Raw genomic sequence first — 17,527 nt, 5'->3', positions numbered from 1 at the left:
GGATCTCCGCCTGATGGATGATGTCGTAATCGGGATCGATGCCTCGACGACGGCCGTGAAGGCGATTGCCTTCACGCGCAACGGCGAGGAGCTGTTCCAGGCGCGCGAGACCTATCCGCTTTCAAATCCGAAGCCCGGCTATTTCGAACAGGACGCCGAACATTGGTGGACGGCGCTGCTTGGCGCATTGAAGCAGGTCGCCGACAAGATCAGCGCGGACCGGGTGGCGGCGATCTGCATCGCCCACCAGCGCGAGACCTTCACACTGGTGGACAACGCCGGCAAGCCGCTCATTCCAGCGATCCTGTGGCTCGACGAACGCGCCCGCCCGCAGGTTATCAGGCTTTCGGCCGAACTCGGCCGCGAGGCCATCCGCGACTGGAGCGGCAAGCCGCCGGACCCGACGCCGGCGCTCTATGCCATCGCCTGGCTTGCCGAACACCAGCCGCAGGTGCTGCACGAGGCAGCGGCGTTGGTCGACGTGCATGGCTTCTTCGTTCAGCGGCTGACCGGACGGCTGGTGACCAGCACGGCAAGTGCGGATCCGCTCGGGCTGCTCGACGTCGAGAAAGGCACCTGGCATCCCCGCCTTGTTGCGACCGCGGGGCTGCAGATAAAGCAATTGCCGGAACTTGTCGCGCCGGGCGCGGTCTGCGGCGGCCTTTCCGCAAGCGTAGCACGGCTGACCGGCCTGAAGGCTGGCACGCCTGTCGTCGCCGGGGCCGGGGACGGCCAGGCGATGGGCCTCGGCATGGGCGTCTATGGCGAGGGCAAGAGCTATCTTTCGCTCGGTTCCGGCGTGGTCAGCGGCTGTTACTCCGGCAAGATGAAAACCTCCGACGCGTTTCGAACACTGGTCTCGCCGACCGGCTCCGGTTTCATGCTGGAGACCGTGCTGCGCTCGGGCATGCAACTGGTCGACTGGATCGTTCGCACGACCGGCTCGCCGTCGGCAGCAGCGCTGGAGAAGGCGGCGCTGGATGTTGCCGCCGGCAGTGACGGACTGCTCGTAATGCCGTACTGGGCCGGCGTCATGAGCCCCTATTGGGACGGTGCTGCGCGCGGCGCCATTGTCGGCCTGTCGCTGGACCACCGGCCGGAGCATCTCTTCCGCGCTGTCCTGGAAGGCATCGCCTTCGAGCAGGCCGTTGCCACGGAGGCCATGGAAGCCCAGGCCGGCGGCAGACCGGCGGCGATGATTGCCGCCGGCGGCGGCACCAATTGCGCGCTCCTCATGCAGATCATGGCAAGCGTGCTCGAGCGGCCGATCTCGGTTTCGCCGGTCAACGAGGCCGCCGCACTCGGCGCCGCCATGCTGGCGGCTGCCGCGGTCGGCTGGTTTGCGTCGTCGGAAGCCGCCGCGGAGGCAATGGCTGCCGCTCCCACCAGGCATGTCGATCCGGTCGACGGGTTGGTCTCCGGCTATCGCGCGCGCAAGGCGATCTACCGTGACCTTTATCAGGCGACGCGCGACATCCACGTGCGGTTGAGTGCTCTCAACGCGACTAGCCGTTGAGCAGCCCCTTTGCCGCATCCTCGTCGGTGATCAGAACCGATACCTTGGTGTTGGCGAGTGCCGCCCGCATGATGGCAATCTTTTCCTGCCCTCCCGAAACCAGGATGATGGCCGGGATGTCCGACAGATCCTGCAGCGGATAGGCGCAGACGCGGCGGTTGACCTCGTGGTCGACCGGGCGGCCCTCGGCGTCGATGAAATGACACAGAATATCGCCGACGGCGCCGGCGGCCTGCAGCTCCTCGAGTTCGCTGGGCTTGATGAAGCCGTAATTGGCGATCGGGCTGTCGTTGGAAAACGAACCGACGCTGAGCACGGCGATGTTTGCCCGGCGCGCACGGAAAACAACATCCTGAACGCTACGCTGGCTCATGAAAGCGTCGCGCTGCTCCGGCCTGTCGGCATAGACCGGTACCGGCAGCAGGAAACACTCCGCACCGATCTTTTCGGCGAAATCCCAGGCGCTTTCTGTGGGGTTGAGCGGCTGTGCATGGGTGAGGCCGCCAAGCATGGAAACCACTGTCGTCCTGGCGATCGGTCGCCGCGGCAATTCATTGATGGCGAATTTCAGCGTCCTCCCCCAGCCCAGCGCAATGACATCGCCAGCATTCACGTGGTCGGCCAGATAGGCAGCGGCCGCATGACCGATCATCAGCGGCGCGTTGCTTCGGTCGGCGGCCGACGGTACCACAACAGCCTGGCTGAGCCCGAAGCGCTGCTTGAGACTTTCCTCCAAAATCACGCATTCGACGACGCTGTCGCGGATACGGAACTGGACGACACCTTCTTCGCGGGCGGCGGAGAGAATGCGATGCACCTTGATGCGGCCGACGCCGAGGATTTCGGAAATCCGCTCCTGCGTCAGGCCCTCGACATAATAGTGCCAAGCGGCGCGGGCCTTGAGTTCGGCGTCGGGGAAGCGCGAGGCTCTTTCGTTCTCTATGATCGTCATCTGTTTGCCTTGCCGCAGCCGCCGGCTCTGCTCATGATATTCCAATCCGGCGACTTCGAAATGCCCAAGATTTCCGAGACCTTGCGTAAGGCAAACCGGCGGACAGCGCAAACCGTCGTCGAATGAAGCGGCAGGCCTTGACAATTTTCCGACGAACAGTTTAGCTGAACAAAATTGCATGTTAAAGATAAATTGTTCACGGGGAGGGGCCGGGTGAACAACGTGGCCCGGTGATGCACCGCCGGATTGCTGTGGAGGAGACGAAGTGGCTGTGAGCAACGACGCAAGCGAGTTGAAGGCAGGCTCTGGCGCACAGGTTACCGCGGGCGCAAGGTTTTCGGCTGTCTTTGCCGGAACCATGGGCCCGCTGATCGGGCTGGTCCTGCTCTGCCTAGCGCTCTCGCTGACCACCGACACCTTCCTGACTGTCCGCAACATCCTCAACGTGCTCGACCAGGTCACCGTGCTCGGCATCATGGCGATCGGCATGACGCTGGTCATCCTGATCGGCGGCATCGACCTGTCCGTCGGCTCCGTGCTGGCGCTGGCTTCCATGGTGATGGGCTTCGTCGCCCACTCGGACTATCTCAATTTGGGCCTGCCGGCGGGCATCGCCGCAGCCCTCGTCGTCGCCGGTCTTTGCGGGCTGGTTTCGGGCCTGCTGGTGACGGTCACCAAGCTGCCGCCCTTCATCGCCACGTTGGCCATGATGTCGGTAGCGCGCGGTCTCGCCAATATGATCACCGACGGCTCACAGATCGTCGGCTTTCCCGACTGGTTCACCAGCCTGTCGATCATCCGCCATTTCGGCTTCCTGTCGGTCACCGTCGGGCTGATGATCGTGCTTGCCGTCATTTTCGCGATCTTCCTGAATTATCGCGCCACCGGCCGTAGCCTCTACGCAATCGGCGGCAGCGCCGAAGTCGCCCGGCTGTCCGGCATACCGGTCAAGTCGCTGACCAACTGGGTCTACGCGATCTGCGGCGTGCTGGCCGGTCTCGCCGGCATCGTGCTTGCCGCCCGGCTCGATTCCGTCCAGCCGAGCTCCGGCCTCGGCTACGAACTCGACACCATCGCGGCGGTGGTGATCGGCGGCGCCAGCCTGTCGGGCGGCGTCGGCTCGATCGGCGGCACCGCCATCGGCGTCCTCATCATCGGCGTGCTGCGCAATGGGTTGAACCTGCTCGGTGTCTCGCCCTTCATCCAGCAAGTGGTTATCGGCGTGGTGATCGCGCTGGCGGTGGCCACCGACACCTGGCGGCGCAGAGCTCAATGAAGAATTGGGCGCGATGAAAACTGGGGCGCAATGAAATTCGCCTGGGACATCCGGGCGAAAACGGATCGGTGATCCGAAACTGGGAGTTGTTCGGGCGCCGCGATGCGCGGGCAGGACAGATTGAACATCAACGGAGGAATAACATGCTGACCAAACGTTCATTGCTGCTTGCCGCCGCAGCCGTCATCCCGCTGCTCGGCCTGTCCGACATGGCCTCGGCCAAGGAAGCCAAGAAGCTCGGCCTCGCCGTCGCCAATTTGCAGGCCGACTTCTTCAACCAGATCAAGCAGTCCGTCGAAGCCTACGGCAAGGAAAAGGGCATCGAGGTCGTCACCGTCGACGCCAAGGGCGATTCGGCGACGCAGGTCAGCCAGGTGCAGGATCTGATCACGCAGAACATCGACGCGCTGATCTACATCCCGGCCGGCGCCACTGCCGCCACCGTGCCGACCAAGACGGCCAAGGCTGCCGGCATCCCGGTCATCAATGTCGACCGCAACGCCGACGGCGCGCCCGGCGACACCTTCATCGCCACCAACAGTGTGGCGTCTGCCAAGGCGGTTTGCGACTACATCGCCAAGCAGGCCGGCGGCAAGGGCGAGCTGATCATCATCCACGGCCAGAAGGGTACGACGCCCGAGGTCGATCGCTCGAAGGGCTGCGGCGAAGCGCTGACCGCCTATCCCGACATCAAGGTCGTCGGCGAACTGTGGAGCGAAGGCTGGCACCAGGACGAAGGCTTCAAGCTGACGCAGGATTTGTTGCAGTCGCATCCCGACGTATCGATCGTCATCGGCCAGGCCGACGCACTGGCGCTCGGTGCGGCGCAGGCGGTCAAGGTCGCCAATCCCGGCCATAAGGTCTGGGTTGCCGGCTTTGACGGCGACGTGGCGGCGCTCAAGGCGCTGAAGGACGGTGTCTTCGACGTAACGGCGACGCAGCAGACGCAAGGCATGGGCCGGCTTGCCGTCGATGCGGCGATCAAGCTGGTGGCCGGCGAGACCATTCCGGCCGAACAGCTGCAGGATGCGACGTTGACCACCAAGGACAATGTCGAGCAGTTCATCGCCAAGCATCCTTGATTTAGACCAGTCCGGCAGTCGACGAGCGCAACGATGTCCACGGATCCTCGCCATACGCACAGCCCCAATCTGGGGCTAGTCGTCAGCGGCCTCTGCAAGAGCTACGGACCGGTGCAGGTCCTGGCCGATGCGAGCTTCGAGGTGCGGCCGGGCGAGGTCGTGGCGCTGCTTGGCGAAAACGGCGCCGGCAAGTCGACCGTCTCGAACATCATCGCCGGGTCAACCAAGCCCGATGCCGGCACCATCACCTGGCGGGGGAACCCTTATTCCCCCGCCAATCCCGCCGCGGCGATCGACGCCGGCATCGGCATGATCCACCAGGAGCTGAAGCTCTTGCCCGATCTGTCGGTCGCCGAAAACGTCTATGTCGGCCGCCTGCCGATGCGCGGCGGCCGCATCGACCGCGCGGCTATGAATGCGCGGGCATCGGCCCAGCTGAAGCGCCTCGGCCTCGATGTTTCGCCCGAGCGCAAGGTGCGCACACTGAGGATCGCCGCCCAGCAGCAGGTCGAGATCGCCAAGGCGCTGACGCTCAATGCCGAGCTGCTGATCTTCGACGAACCGACGGCCGCACTTGGTGGCGAAGAAACGGAGCTCCTGTTCCAGCAGATCCGCAAGCTCAAGGCCGAAGGCATGTCCTTCATCTATATCAGCCACCGGCTGGACGAGATCGCCCAAATCGCCGACCGCGTGGTGGTGATGCGCGACGGCCGCATCGTCGCGCGGCATGAGCGCGCCGACATTCCGGTGCGCACAGTGGTCGAGCAGATGGTCGGCCGCAGCGTCGAGCGGATGTTCCCGACTTTGTCGGCGCCCGGCAACGACACGCTGCTCGAGATCGAGAACCTGTCCTCGCCGGAACGCAGCTTCCAAAATGTCAACTTTTCGGTGCGGGCTGGCGAAATCCTCGGCATTGCCGGGCTGATCGGCGCCGGCCGCACGGAGCTGGTGCGGGCGATCGCCGGTGCCGATCCGATCTCATCCGGCTCGGTGCGCGTCGCCGGCAAACCAGTGCATCTCAACGGCCCGGCGGCGGCGATCAAGGCCGGCGTCGTTCTGGTGCCGGAAGACCGCAAGGCACAAGGCGTGGTGCTCGACCAGACGATCGGCGAGAATCTGGCGATCGGCAATTTCGACCATGTCGCGCCGAATGGCTGGGTGTTTCCGAAGGCAGTGCAGAAATTCGCCGAGGCCGGTATTCGCCGGCTCGGCGTCAAGGGCCGGCCGAACCAGGCGGTCAGCAAGCTGTCTGGCGGCAACCAGCAGAAGGTGATCATCGCCAAATGGGTGTCGCGCCCGCCCAAGGTGTTCATCTTGGACGAGCCGACGCGCGGCATCGATGTCGGCGCCCGCGCCGCGATCTACGACGTGATCGCCGATCTCGCGCGCTCCGGCATGGCGGTGGTGGTGGTGAGCTCCGACCTCGAGGAAGTGCTCGGCCTGTCGCATCGCGTGCTGGTGCTGAGCCGCGGCCGCCAACGCGGCATTCTCGATCGCAACGAAGCGAGCAATGTCGCCGTGATGGAACTCGCCACAAGCTAGGACGGCGATCGAAACAAAGCGCAGCAGGTGGTATCCTCCCAAGCACCGGACCGCGCGGGGCGCCAGCAACAGAGTTGGCGCCCCTTCCCTTCAGGAGGACGGCGGTTGGAGCAGAGGGACCGACGATGAAACTATTCGATCTTCAAGGCGACGTCGCACTGGTGACAGGCGCCGGCAGCGGCATCGGGCAAGCGATCGCCATCGGCCTGGCCGAGGCCGGCGCCGATATCGCCTGTTTCGGCCATGCCTCCAAAGGCGGGTTGGATGAGACCGCGCACCGGATCACTGCACTCGGCCGCAAGGCGCTGGTGCTGACCGGCACGGTGACTTCAGAGGCCGATCTCGCGGCGGCGATCGAGCGCACGGAGGCAGAACTCGGCGCGCTGACCGTCGCCGTCAACAATGCCGGCGTTGCCGCCGCCGAACCGGCCGAGACGCTGTCGCTGGAGAAATGGCAGAAGCTCTATGACGTCAATGTCAGCGGCGTGTTCCTGTCCTGCCAGGCCGAGGCACGCGCCATGCTGGCGCGACGCAAAGGCTCGATCATCAACATCGCCTCGATGTCGGGCTCGATCGTCAACCGCGGCCTGACCCAGGCGCATTACAATTCGTCGAAGGCCGCCGTCATCCACATGTCGAAGAGCCTCGCCATGGAATGGGCCGATCGCGGCCTGCGCGTCAATGTGGTCAGCCCCGGCTACACGCTGACGCCGATGAACAAGCGGCCGGAGGTTGCCGACCAGGTCAGGGTCTTTGAGCGCGACACGCCGATGGGCCGCATGGCGGCGCCGGAAGAAATGGTCGGCCCGACCGTGTTCCTGGCCAGCCGCGCCTCGAGTTTCGTCACCGGCATCGACCTGATCGTCGATGGCGGCTTCGTCTGCTGGTAGGAGAGAAAATGCAGAAGCGATTCCAGGGGAAGACGGCGGTCATCACCGGTGCCAGCGGCGGTATCGGCGCGGCAATGGCCAGGCGCTTCGCGGCCGAGGGTGCTGCCGTGGTCGTCAGCGCCATCGACGCGCGGGTCGAGGAGGTCGCCGCCGATCTCAAGGCTGCGGGCGCCAAGGTCGCATCGCTGCGCATGGACGTGACCAGGAAAGACGAAGTCGTTGCCCTCTATGACCTAGCCGAGCAAGAGTTCGGCCGCGTCGACATCTCCGTGCAGAATGCCGGTGTCATCACCATCGCCAGGATCGAGGCGATGACCGAGGCCGAATGGGACAAGGTGATGGCGGTCAACACCAAGGGCGTGTTCCTGTGCTGCCAGGAGGCGATCGCGCGCATCCGCAAGCATGGCGATGGCGGCCGGCTGATCAACACGGCATCCGGTCAGGCACGGCAAGGCTTTATCTACACGCCGCATTACGCGGCCTCGAAATTCGGTGTCGTCGGCATCACCCAGAGCCTCGCCAAGGAAGTGGCGAAGGAGAAGATCACCGTCAACGCGATCTGCCCCGGCATCATCGACACCGACATGTGGGCTTACAACGACGCCGCGTGGGGCAAGCTGATGGGCGATTACAAGCCCGGCGAACTGATGGCCGAATGGGTGAAGAACATCCCGATGGGCCGCGCCGGCAGCGGCGAGGACGTCTCTGGCCTGGTCAGTTTTCTTGCCAGCGACGATGCCGCGTACATCACGGGGCAGACCATCAATGTCGATGGCGGCCTGATTATGTCGTGAGAAACGACGCAGGCCAACGTGCCATCGGCTGGAAACTGAAAGCCCCTTCGCTGCATTCAGGCTGGTCGGCCGGCCCGTGCCAATCCATGCTCCACGAGCCGGTCGATGATTTCGGAATAGCTGACGCCGCTTGCCGCCATTGCCTTGGAATACATGCTGATATCGGTGAAGCCGGGGATGGTGTTGATTTCATTGACCAAGAATTGCATGTCCGGTGTCAGGAAAAAGTCGACGCGCGCCATCCCGTCACAGCCGAGGGCTCTGAAAGCCCTTGCGGCCACGTCCCGCATGCCTGCCTCAATCTCCGGCGGCAGCTCGGCCGGCACTTTTAGCGCCGCGCCATTCTCGTCGATATATTTGGCATCGTAGCTGTAGAAGCCGTGGCTTTCCGCCGGCACGATCTCGCCTGGCCGCGAGACGAACAGGTTGCCCGCCGGGTCCTCCAGCACGCTATGTTCGATCTCGCGCCCACGAACGAATTCCTCTGCCAACAGCTTGCAATCGTGCCGGAAGGCTTCAGCAAGCGCTCCGTCGAATTCCTGGCTGGCATTGACCTTTCTGATGCCGACAGACGAACCCTGACGCGCCGGTTTGATGAAGAACGGCAGGCCGAGCTCGCCTTCCAGTGTGGCGAGGGCGGGCGCCGCACCTTCATGAATCGTCACTGAGCGCGCGATTGGCAGCCCCGCCGCTTTCAGGAGCCGTTTGGCGATATCTTTGTCCAGTGCGGTTGCTGAACCCAGGATGCCGCAGCCGGCGAGCGGCACCCGAGCGACGTCGACCACTCCCTGTACCGAGCCGTCTTCACCATGGGGGCCGTGCAGGACAGGAAACAGGATGTCGATCTTTGGCAGATCATAGGGCGCGCCATCGGCCGGGATCGCCATCATCCGTCCGCGCCCACCCGGAACCAGGCAAACTTCCGTGCCGACCGTAGGTTTCGCCAGCGTACCATCCTCGAAGCTGCTCAGCAGCCATTGCCCTTCCCGCGTGACGAAGACTGGGACGGCATCGTATTTGGCGGGCAGCAGCGCACGCATGACATTGGTTGCTGAAAGCACCGAAACGTCATGCTCGGCGGAACGTCCGCCAAAGAGCACGGCAATACGCAGTCTGTTCAAGGAAGGGGTCATGAAAGCCTCGGAGACGATCTGGTGTTGAAAGGGTCAGAAGCCGACGGCAATACCGCGGTTGGCAAAGAAACGATCGAAGACGGCAAGTGGCAGCGTCACGTCGGCCTGGCTCGCCTGGTCGTGGCCGGAGGGATTGTGGAAGCGGGCCGTCTCTGGAGAGGCTGCCGTCACCAGCACCAGATGACCGCCCTTCGATGGCGGCTCGCGCTCCGGCCAGCGGATTGCGTGATGCACCGAAGCGATGAAAAACTGCCGCTTCGAAAGAAGTTCGGGAATGGCGGCCGTATCGACGTTCGTCATTGTCTCCGCACTTAGCCCGAAACGTTCAGCCACGAACTTGACGAAAGGCGCATAGATCAACCCCTTGATCGAGGCGTCGATCTCGTTGACGACATAGCCGCCATAGGCGGCGCAGGCGCGGGCAAGTTCGAGTGTCGGATGGATTTCATCGCGTGCAGCAAGGATCATCTTCAGGCAGGCCATGCCGCACACGTGCGCTGCCCAGCGTACGTATTCCTCGATCGTCTCGGCGCCCGAATGCCGCCACAGCGGATCGCGCACCAGCGCCGAAGGTCCCTCGGCAATCACCGGCAGCGTCATCTCCGGTGTTTCCCATTGGCTGAAGTAAGGCGCTTTGGTCTGCTGCATTGTATCGATGTCCTGTCCTCGTGGCCCGTGTACGGGATGACCGGCAACCTTGGCTTTTTTCGAACCGATTTATGGTCCATGTAAAAACGACGGGCCGTGAAATTGGCACCGGCGTTATTCGTTGCGCGACATGAACGTTGGTATATATAATTTCATCCCATGAAAGTGGCTCTGGCGAGTTGCCGAGCCGACAGCTGAGATCATGGGACTCTGATGGTTTGCATCTCAAGACCGGCGATCGATCCGTGGATCACTGCTTTGGCAGCAATCCTTCGGCAATCATGACGCGGCCGGTCCCGCGCCACATCTTCACCAATTTTGGCACCACCCCGTTTTGCGCCGGCATCCGCTTCGGCAGCATTGTGGCGCCGACGGTCTTGCGCAACGACCAGCTTTTCCAACACAATCAAAAAAGACGCAAGAAGGGAACGAACGATAACTTCACTAGAGCTTGACAGGAGAACAAGCATGTCACTTCGGAACATGATTTCGAATTTCTCAATGGGAGCCTTGATACTTACCGCGGCAAGCGCGCTGACCCCTCCGGCCCAGGCGGCGGCGCCGGAATCCAACGACCCGATCAAGATCGCGCTGTTCGACTGGACCAGCGTCAATCTGAACGCCAAGATCCTCGGCGGCATTCTCGAAAAGCTCGGCTACACCGTCGAATATCCGACCGCCGACTATCTCTCCAGCCTGACCACCGGTCTCACCAATGGCGACATCGATGTGGGCATGGAGTTTTGGGACACGACGGCCGGCGAGGCTATGAAGGCCTCGGATGCAACCGGGCAGACCGAACGCCTCGGCAAGCTCGGGCCCAAGGCCAAGGAAGAATGGTGGTTTCCCGAGTATATGAAGGAGAAATGCCCCGGCCTGCCTAACTGGGAAGCGCTGAAAGACCCGAAATGTGCCGAGGCCTTCTCCACCGCCGAAACCGCGCCGAAGGGGCGCTATCTCGGCGGCCCCGTGACATGGGAAGGTTTTGACGACGAACGCGTCGAGGCGCTGAAACTGCCCTTCACCGTCATCCATGCCGGCACCGATGCGGCGATGTTCGCCGAGCTGGAATCGGCCTATCAGCGCAAGGCGCCGATCATGCTGTGGATCTATTCGCCGCATTGGGCGCCGGCCAAATACAAGGGCGAATGGGTCGAATTCCCCGATTATACGACAGAATGCTACAACGACCCGAAATGGGGTGTGAACCCCGATGCGAAATATGACTGCGGCAAACCGCATGGCGAGATCTGGAAATATTCCTGGGCCGGCATGAAGGACAAATGGCCGGTCGCCTACAAGGTCGCGAAGAACTACACCGTCGATACCGACGAGCTCAACAAGATGAGCGGCGAGATCGATCTCGAAGGCAAGACGCCGGAAGACGTCGCCGCCGCCTGGATCGCCGCCCACGAAGCCGACTGGAAAGCCTGGGCTGAGTGACCGTCTGACTGGAAATGCGACGACCCGGCCATTCATGGCCGGGTCTCGATCCCTTATTCCAGAGGACGATTGCATGAGCGATACGATTGAACAGGCGGCGAAAGCAGCGGGCAAGGATGCCCGCCCGATAAAGCTTGCCTGCCGCAACGTCTGGAAGCTGTTCGGCGCGGACGCGGCCAATTTCATTCGCCAGCGCGACGGCAAAGCCAGCATGGCGGACATCGCTGCGGCCGGGCTGGTTGGTGCGGTGCGCGCCGTCGATCTCGAAATCCGCCAAGGCGAGATCTTCATCATCATGGGACTTTCGGGGTCAGGCAAGTCGACGCTGGTGCGCTGCATGTCGCGGCTGATCGAGCCGACCCATGGCAAGGTCGAATTCGAGGGCAAGGATCTGCTCAAGATTTCGGATGCCGCGCTGATCGAGCTGCGACGCCATCGCATGGGCATGGTGTTCCAGAATTTTGCCTTGCTGCCGCATCTGAACGTGCTGGAGAACATTGCCTTTCCCTTGGGCATCCAGGGGCAGGACCGGCCGACGCGCGAGAAGCGGGCCCGCGAAGTCATCGAACTGGTCGGCCTGCGCGGCCGCGAGCATTTCTATCCGCGCGAGCTTTCCGGCGGCCAGCAGCAGCGTGTCGGCATCGCCCGCAGCCTCGCCACCAAGCCGGAAATCTGGTTCCTCGACGAGCCGTTCTCGGCGCTCGATCCGCTGATCCGCCGCGAGATGCAGGACGAGCTGATGCGGCTGCAGACCATGCTGCACAAGACCATCGTTTTCATCACCCATGATTTCGACGAGGCCATCCGGCTGGCCGATCGTATCGCCATCATGAAGGACGGCGAGGTCATCCAGATCGGCACGCCGGAAGAGCTGGTGGTTAACCCGGCGACCGACTATGTCGCCGAATTCACCCGCGACGTCGACCGCGCCAAGGTGATCTCGGCCAAAAGCCTGATGCGCGCCTGCGACGGCGCTGAGCATGGCGGCACGGTCGCGCCGGATGCCAAGATCGCCAGTTTCTCGGCAAGCATCGTTTCGGCCGGCAAGCCATTCGCGGTGGTCAACGGCACCGGCAAGCCGATCGGCGAGGTCACGCCGCAAGCGGTGATCGATCTTCTTGCCGGCATAGAGCGCCCGGGAGCCGGCGCATGACGGTCACGGCAAGCGCCAGCGCAGCGAGGCCCCGGCAGGTTCAGACCTGGCTGGCGATCTGGGGCTGCGCGCTTGCCGCCGTGCTTGTCGTGTTCCTGCTGCAGGAAAGCCTGCCGTGGGCGGTCAATTACCCGGCCGATGCGGTCGTTCCCGTCGCCGACTGGGTCAGTGCGCTGATGACCTGGGTGAAATCGAACTTCTCTTGGCTGACGCGCTCGATCACTGCGGTGCTTGGCGTGCCGCTCGATTTCGCGCTCAATCTTCTGGCCAAGAATTTCAAGATCGGCCATGGCGCGGATATGATCGTCTTGCCGCGCTTATCCTGGATCGGCGTCTGCGCTGCCGCCTACCTTGCCGGGCGCGCCGCCGGCGGCTGGAAGCTGGGTGCGCTGGTCGGCGGCTGCTTTGTCTACATCGCGCTGTTCGGGCAGTGGACCAGCGCCATGCTGACGCTGGGCTTGATCTCGATCGCCGTGCCGTTCTGCATCGTCACCGGCCTGTTCGCCGGCATCTGGGCATGGCGCAAGCCTTGGGCCGAGAGGTTATTGATCTCCCCTGCCCTCGATTTGATGCAGACGATCCCAACCTTCGCCTATCTCATCCCGATGCTGCTCCTGTTCGGCAACAGCCCGGTTTCGGCGATGATCGCGACGGCAATTTTCGCGACGCCGCCAATGGTGCGGGCGACGATGCTGGGATTGTCGCGGGTGCCGTCGGAGATCGACGATTTCAGCGAGATGGCCGGCTGCACGGCGCGGCAGAAACTGTGGCGCGTGCTGTTGCCGTCGGCGCGGCCGACGCTGATGGTCGGCGTCAACCAGGTGATCATGCTGGCGCTCAACATGGTGATCATCGCGTCGATGATCGGTGCCGGCGGCCTCGGCTACGACGTGCTGCTGGCGCTACGCGCGCTCAAGGTCGGCGAGGCGATGGAGGCCGGCCTCGCCATCGTCGCGCTGGCCATTGCGCTCGACCGGCTGAGCCAGGCGATCGCCCACAATCACGCCAAAGGCCATGTCTATCAGGACGTGAGCCCGAGCTTCTGGCGTCGCTATCCCAATCTGACACTGGCCATCGTCATCGTTGCGGCCACGACGCTGCTTGGCCTGTTCGTGCCGGCCTTCGCGGCAGTGCCGAAGGTGATCACCTTCACCACCGCGCCTGTGTGGAAGGCGGCGGTGAACTGGATCACCATCAACTTCTTCGACACGATCGAAGCCTTCCGCGTGGCGCTTATCCTCAATGTACTGAACCCGGTGCGCGCCTTCTGCGAGGGCTTTCCGTGGCTGGGCGCGGTGTTCCTGCTCGGCCTTGCCGGATACCAGCTCGGCGGCCTGCGCCTGGCCGCCCTGGTCGCGGCATTGACCGGGTTCTGCGCCGTCACCGGCCTGTGGGAAAAGACCATGGCGACGGTCTATCTCTGCGGCATCTCGGCCTTCATCGCTTGCCTGATCGGCATCCCGATCGGGCTGATGGCATCGCGCAGCGACCGCTTCGAAAAGATCGTCACGCCGGTCATCGACACGCTGCAGGTGCTGCCGTCGTTCTGCTTCATCATCCCTGTGGTGATGCTGTTTCGGGTCGGCGACGTCACCGCGATGATCGCCACCGTCGCCTTTGCCGTGGTCCCGGCCATCCGCTACACCAATCACGGCATCAGGCAGGTGCCGCCGGCGCTGATCGAGGCGGCGAAAGTGTCCGGCTGCACCAAGCGCCAGACGTTCTTTCGCGTGCAACTGCCGCTGGCGTTGCCGGAGATCATGCTGGGCGTCAACCAGACCATCCTGATGGCGCTGGCGATGATCATCATCTGCGCCATGGTCGGCACCCGCGATCTCGGCCAGGAGGTGTTCATCGCGCTGTCCAAGGCCGATTCCGGCCGCGGCATCGTCGCCGGCCTGGCCATTGCCTTCATCGGCATCGTCGCCGACCGGCTGTTCAACGCCTGGACGGCGAAGGCAAGAGCGAGGCTGGGCTAGCCAAAATCAAAACTCAATCAGCTGGCTGTCGCCAAGGGCGCGGCGGTGATGAGCTACCGACCCCCTTATGCCCAGAGACATAGCCCTTTGTGATTATTGCTCGCTCTTGCCTAACAGCATAGGGCTGTGATGGGTGGGGTAGGCTCAGCAGGAGGGTACAATGTCTAAACGCGTTCCTTTTACTTCCGGCGATCTGGTGGATCGTCAATGGGGTACCGATGACATCCTCACTAGCGACCTGGCTACAGCTATCTTAATCGGCGACGCTGGCGGCAGCATGTTCGATTTTTCTAAGGGCGGCAACGACACCTTCACGGCGCTGCCAATCTCCACAACCACTACTGCCTACGGTGATGCTGGCGACGATATGTCGGACCACAGCAAGGGCGGCAACGACACTTTCACGGGCGCCTCGCTAGGCACCTACATTTTCTACGGTGACGCCGGCGGCAACATGTTCGGTCACGCCCAGGGCGGCGACGACAGTTTTAGGGCCGAGGGCGACTCCTTCAACACTTTTTACGGCGACGCCGGCGGCGACATGTCTGACCACAGCAAGGGCGGCAACGATACCTTCAGCAGTGAAGTGGGTAGACGGGTAGACAACACTTTCTACGGTGACGCCGGCGGCAACATGTTCGGCTATGCCCAGGGCGGTGACGACACTTTCGTGACCAGCACTGTACAAGGAGCTGACCACACCTTCTACGGTGATGCGGGCGGCGAAATGTCGGATCACAGCAAGGGGGGCAACGACACCTTCCAGGGCTCCAAAGAGGCCAACAACATTTTCTTCGGTGACGCCGGCAGCAACTTGTCAGGCAATGCGCAGGGCGGCGACGACAGTTTCACGACCAGGACCGACTCCTTCAACACTTTCTACGGCGATGCCGGCGGCGATATGTCGGACTACAGCAAGGGTGGCAACGATACCTTCACGGGTAGCTTCTTTTCCACCAACACTTTCTTCGGCGACGCCGGCGGCAACATGTCTGACCATGCTCAGGGCGGCGACGACCATTACACAGACACGGGTGGGGAGATCGGGAGCAAAACTCTTTATGGCGATGCGGGCGGCGATCTTTCCGGTTTTGCCGCGGGCGGCAACGACAACGTCACGAGCGCGGGTGGCTCGGAGATAACTTTCTACGGCGACGCGGGCGGCAGTATGTCCGACCATGCGCTTGGGGGCGATGACGTGGCCGTGCTGCAAGGCACCCATAATTTGGGGTATGGCGACGCTGTCACGACGCTCGGCAGCGCTGTGGGCGGCAATGACACCCTGACCGGCGGGGACAAAAGCGCCTTTCCTGATGTTCTAAACGAGTTATACGGCGACGCGCGCGCTATGTCCGGTTCCGCCCAGGGCGGCAACGACATTCTTACCGGGGGCCAGAACAGCGAAAGCGGCCAGCTCCGTAACTTCCTGTGCGGCGACGCTTTACAAATGTCCGGTTCGGCCAAGGGCGGAAACGATACCCTGTACGCTGGGAGCGCGGCACCCGGTTGCACAGTCATCAATGACATGTGGGGTGACGGGCAACTGAGCGAGTTCGCTCAGGGCGGCAGAGACCAATTCATATTCAAGGACGATGGTTCCATGACGGTCGGAACCCAAAACACCATCTACGATTTCAGCCAGACCCAAGGCGACACTATCGTGTTTAGTGGCGTGGAGGGCGTGCAATCGTTCGATGATCTCACCATTGCGCAAAGTGGAACCAGCACCATCATTACCGCAGGAGTCGATCAAGTTACTCTCGCAAACTTTACGAACACGCTGACAACGAGTGACTTTTTGTTCGTCTGAGAGCGAAACTCTTATCCTATTCGAAGAGGCGGAATGCGGTGAGAGTTCGTTGAGGATCGTCGCACGGCCGGTCGGCCAATTCTGCTCGGCCGGCCGTTCGACAATCCAAGCCGCAGGGATGGATCAAGCGGCCAAGAATCTCTCGGTCAATCGAGCCCAGAGCGCTGCGCCGACGGTCAAATTGCCGTCGTTGAAATCGTATTTCGAGCTGTGCAGGATGGCTGAATCCTCGCCGTTGCCGAGGCGGAGGAAGCAACCGGGTTTGTGCTCGAGGAAATAGGAAAAGTCCTCACTGCCGGGGATCAACGGGCAGACGGATACCTTGTCCTGACCAACGAGTTCGACAGCGACGTCTGTCGCGAAGGACGTCTCGCCCTCGGAATTGATCACCACCGGGTAGCCGCGCTCGTAGTCGATCTCGGCGGTTGCGCCATGCGCTTGCGCCACAAGTGCCACGATGCTGCAAATGCGCTGCTCGAGCCTGTCGCGAATCTCGGCCGAGAACGACCGGACGCTCAGCGTGATCTCGGCATGTTCCGGGATGACATTGGAGGCCGTGCCGCCGTGAATGGTGCCGACGGTAACGACCGCCGTCTCGATCGGGTTGACGTTGCGCGACACCACCGTCTGCAGGGTCATGATGATGTTGGCGGCAGCGACGATCGGGTCGACCGTCAGGTGCGGACGCGAGGCGTGGCCGCCCCGCCCGGTGATCTTGATGGTGACCGTATCGCTCGCCGCCATCAGCGGCCCGGCGCGCATCAGGAACGAACCTGCCGGCGCGCCCGGATGGTTGTGCAGCCCGAATATCGCATCGCAGGGAAAGCGCTCGAACAGGCCGTCGGCGATCATCGCCTGCGCCCCGCTTCCCTTGCCGGCTTCCTCGGCCGGCTGGAAGATGAGGTTCACCGTACCGTTGAAATGCCGTGTGCGCGCCAGGTATTCGGCGGCGCCCAACAGCATCGTGGTGTGGCCGTCATGGCCGCAGGCGTGCATCTTGCCGCTGGCTTGGCTGGCGTAGGGGAGATTGGTCGCTTCGGTGATCGGCAAGGCATCCATGTCGGCGCGGATGGCGATGCTGCGGCCGGCACCTTGGCGCAAGCGGCCGACGACCCCGAGCCCGCCGACATTGCGCGTCACCTCGTAGCCCCAGCTTTCGAGCCGTTCAGCCACGAAAGCAGCCGTTTCGTGCTCCTGGAAGGAAAGTTCGGGATATGCGTGCAGGTGCTGACGAGCCGCCGCAAGCTCGGCGGCCTTGTCGTTGAAATCGGAAATGTTGGCGAACTGGTTGGAGGTCTTTGGCATGGGA

General features: G+C 62.9%; 15 protein-coding genes. 10 read left to right on the top strand and 5 right to left on the bottom strand.

The window, feature by feature from the left end; translation table 11 throughout:
• Positions 1–13 precede the first annotated feature (13 nt).
• Positions 14–1,516 (top strand): xylulokinase, encoded by a 1,503-nt coding sequence (locus tag NKJ08_RS08155; RefSeq protein ID WP_352527719.1) that lies wholly within the window; start codon positions 14–16, stop codon positions 1,514–1,516.
• Here NKJ08_RS08155 and NKJ08_RS08150 read toward each other — a convergent pair.
• Positions 1,506–2,468: a sugar-binding transcriptional regulator gene (locus NKJ08_RS08150; protein ID WP_352527721.1), complete on the bottom strand. Its 963-nt coding sequence runs from the start codon at positions 2,466–2,468 to the stop codon at positions 1,506–1,508. The genes NKJ08_RS08155 and NKJ08_RS08150 overlap by 11 nt on opposite strands.
• Before the next feature lie 265 nt (positions 2,469–2,733).
• On the opposite strand from NKJ08_RS08150, the gene NKJ08_RS08145 reads away from it, so the two are divergent.
• The 5 genes from NKJ08_RS08145 (at position 2,734) to NKJ08_RS08125 (ending at position 8,052) form a co-directional block, all read left to right on the top strand.
• Entirely contained in the window at positions 2,734–3,744 is a 1,011-nt protein-coding gene (locus NKJ08_RS08145; RefSeq protein WP_352527723.1) for an ABC transporter permease, read from the top strand.
• Between the two features lie 143 nt (positions 3,745–3,887).
• Positions 3,888–4,826 (top strand): sugar ABC transporter substrate-binding protein, encoded by a 939-nt coding sequence (locus tag NKJ08_RS08140; protein WP_352527725.1) that lies wholly within the window; start codon positions 3,888–3,890, stop codon positions 4,824–4,826.
• A 33-nt stretch (positions 4,827–4,859) separates the two neighbouring features.
• Positions 4,860–6,368, top strand: a complete 1,509-nt coding sequence (locus tag NKJ08_RS08135; RefSeq protein ID WP_352527727.1) for a sugar ABC transporter ATP-binding protein — start codon at positions 4,860–4,862, stop codon at positions 6,366–6,368.
• A 125-nt stretch (positions 6,369–6,493) separates the two neighbouring features.
• Entirely contained in the window at positions 6,494–7,258 is a 765-nt protein-coding gene (locus tag NKJ08_RS08130) for an SDR family oxidoreductase (protein WP_352527729.1), read from the top strand.
• A gap of 8 nt (positions 7,259–7,266) precedes the next feature.
• Complete coding sequence (locus NKJ08_RS08125; protein WP_352527731.1) at positions 7,267–8,052, top strand: SDR family oxidoreductase; 786 nt, start codon at positions 7,267–7,269, stop codon at positions 8,050–8,052.
• A gap of 56 nt (positions 8,053–8,108) precedes the next feature.
• Here NKJ08_RS08125 and NKJ08_RS08120 read toward each other — a convergent pair whose 3' ends face one another.
• From NKJ08_RS08120 to NKJ08_RS08110, 3 genes are all read right to left on the bottom strand, one after another.
• Positions 8,109–9,185, bottom strand: a complete 1,077-nt coding sequence (locus NKJ08_RS08120; RefSeq protein ID WP_352781620.1) for a D-alanine--D-alanine ligase family protein — start codon at positions 9,183–9,185, stop codon at positions 8,109–8,111.
• 33 nt (positions 9,186–9,218) lie between these two features.
• Positions 9,219–9,833 carry a cysteine peptidase family C39 domain-containing protein gene (locus tag NKJ08_RS08115; RefSeq protein ID WP_352527735.1) on the bottom strand — a complete coding sequence of 205 codons (615 nt, stop codon included), beginning with the start codon at positions 9,831–9,833 and terminating at the stop codon, positions 9,219–9,221.
• Positions 9,834–10,033: 200 nt separating this feature from the next.
• Complete coding sequence (locus NKJ08_RS08110) at positions 10,034–10,303, bottom strand: hypothetical protein (protein ID WP_352527737.1); 270 nt, start codon at positions 10,301–10,303, stop codon at positions 10,034–10,036.
• On the opposite strand from NKJ08_RS08110, the gene NKJ08_RS08105 reads away from it, so the two are divergent.
• The 4 genes from NKJ08_RS08105 to NKJ08_RS08090 all read left to right on the top strand — a co-directional run bounded on the left by NKJ08_RS08105 (position 10,302) and on the right by NKJ08_RS08090 (position 16,218).
• Entirely contained in the window at positions 10,302–11,276 is a 975-nt protein-coding gene (locus NKJ08_RS08105) for an ABC transporter substrate-binding protein (RefSeq protein WP_352527739.1), read from the top strand. The genes NKJ08_RS08110 and NKJ08_RS08105 overlap by 2 nt on opposite strands.
• A gap of 73 nt (positions 11,277–11,349) precedes the next feature.
• The gene (locus NKJ08_RS08100; RefSeq protein WP_352527741.1) at positions 11,350–12,429 is read left to right on the top strand and encodes a quaternary amine ABC transporter ATP-binding protein; all 1,080 of its coding nucleotides are present in this window, start codon (positions 11,350–11,352) and stop codon (positions 12,427–12,429) included.
• Complete coding sequence (locus NKJ08_RS08095; RefSeq protein ID WP_352527743.1) at positions 12,426–14,408, top strand: ABC transporter permease; 1,983 nt, start codon at positions 12,426–12,428, stop codon at positions 14,406–14,408. Before NKJ08_RS08100 ends, NKJ08_RS08095 begins: the two co-directional genes overlap by 4 nt.
• Before the next feature lie 160 nt (positions 14,409–14,568).
• The gene (locus NKJ08_RS08090) at positions 14,569–16,218 is read left to right on the top strand and encodes a hypothetical protein (protein WP_352527745.1); all 1,650 of its coding nucleotides are present in this window, start codon (positions 14,569–14,571) and stop codon (positions 16,216–16,218) included.
• Between the two features lie 123 nt (positions 16,219–16,341).
• Here NKJ08_RS08090 and NKJ08_RS08085 read toward each other — a convergent pair whose 3' ends face one another.
• Complete coding sequence (locus NKJ08_RS08085) at positions 16,342–17,523, bottom strand: M20 aminoacylase family protein (RefSeq protein ID WP_352527746.1); 1,182 nt, start codon at positions 17,521–17,523, stop codon at positions 16,342–16,344.
• Positions 17,524–17,527: the final 4 nt, after the last annotated feature.

The sequence above is a fragment of the Mesorhizobium sp. M0244 genome (assembly GCF_040321795.1).
Classification (GTDB): domain Bacteria; phylum Pseudomonadota; class Alphaproteobacteria; order Rhizobiales; family Rhizobiaceae; genus Mesorhizobium.
The sequence above is the reverse complement of the archived record's forward strand: the minus strand, read 5'-3'. Positions and strand labels throughout refer to the sequence as shown.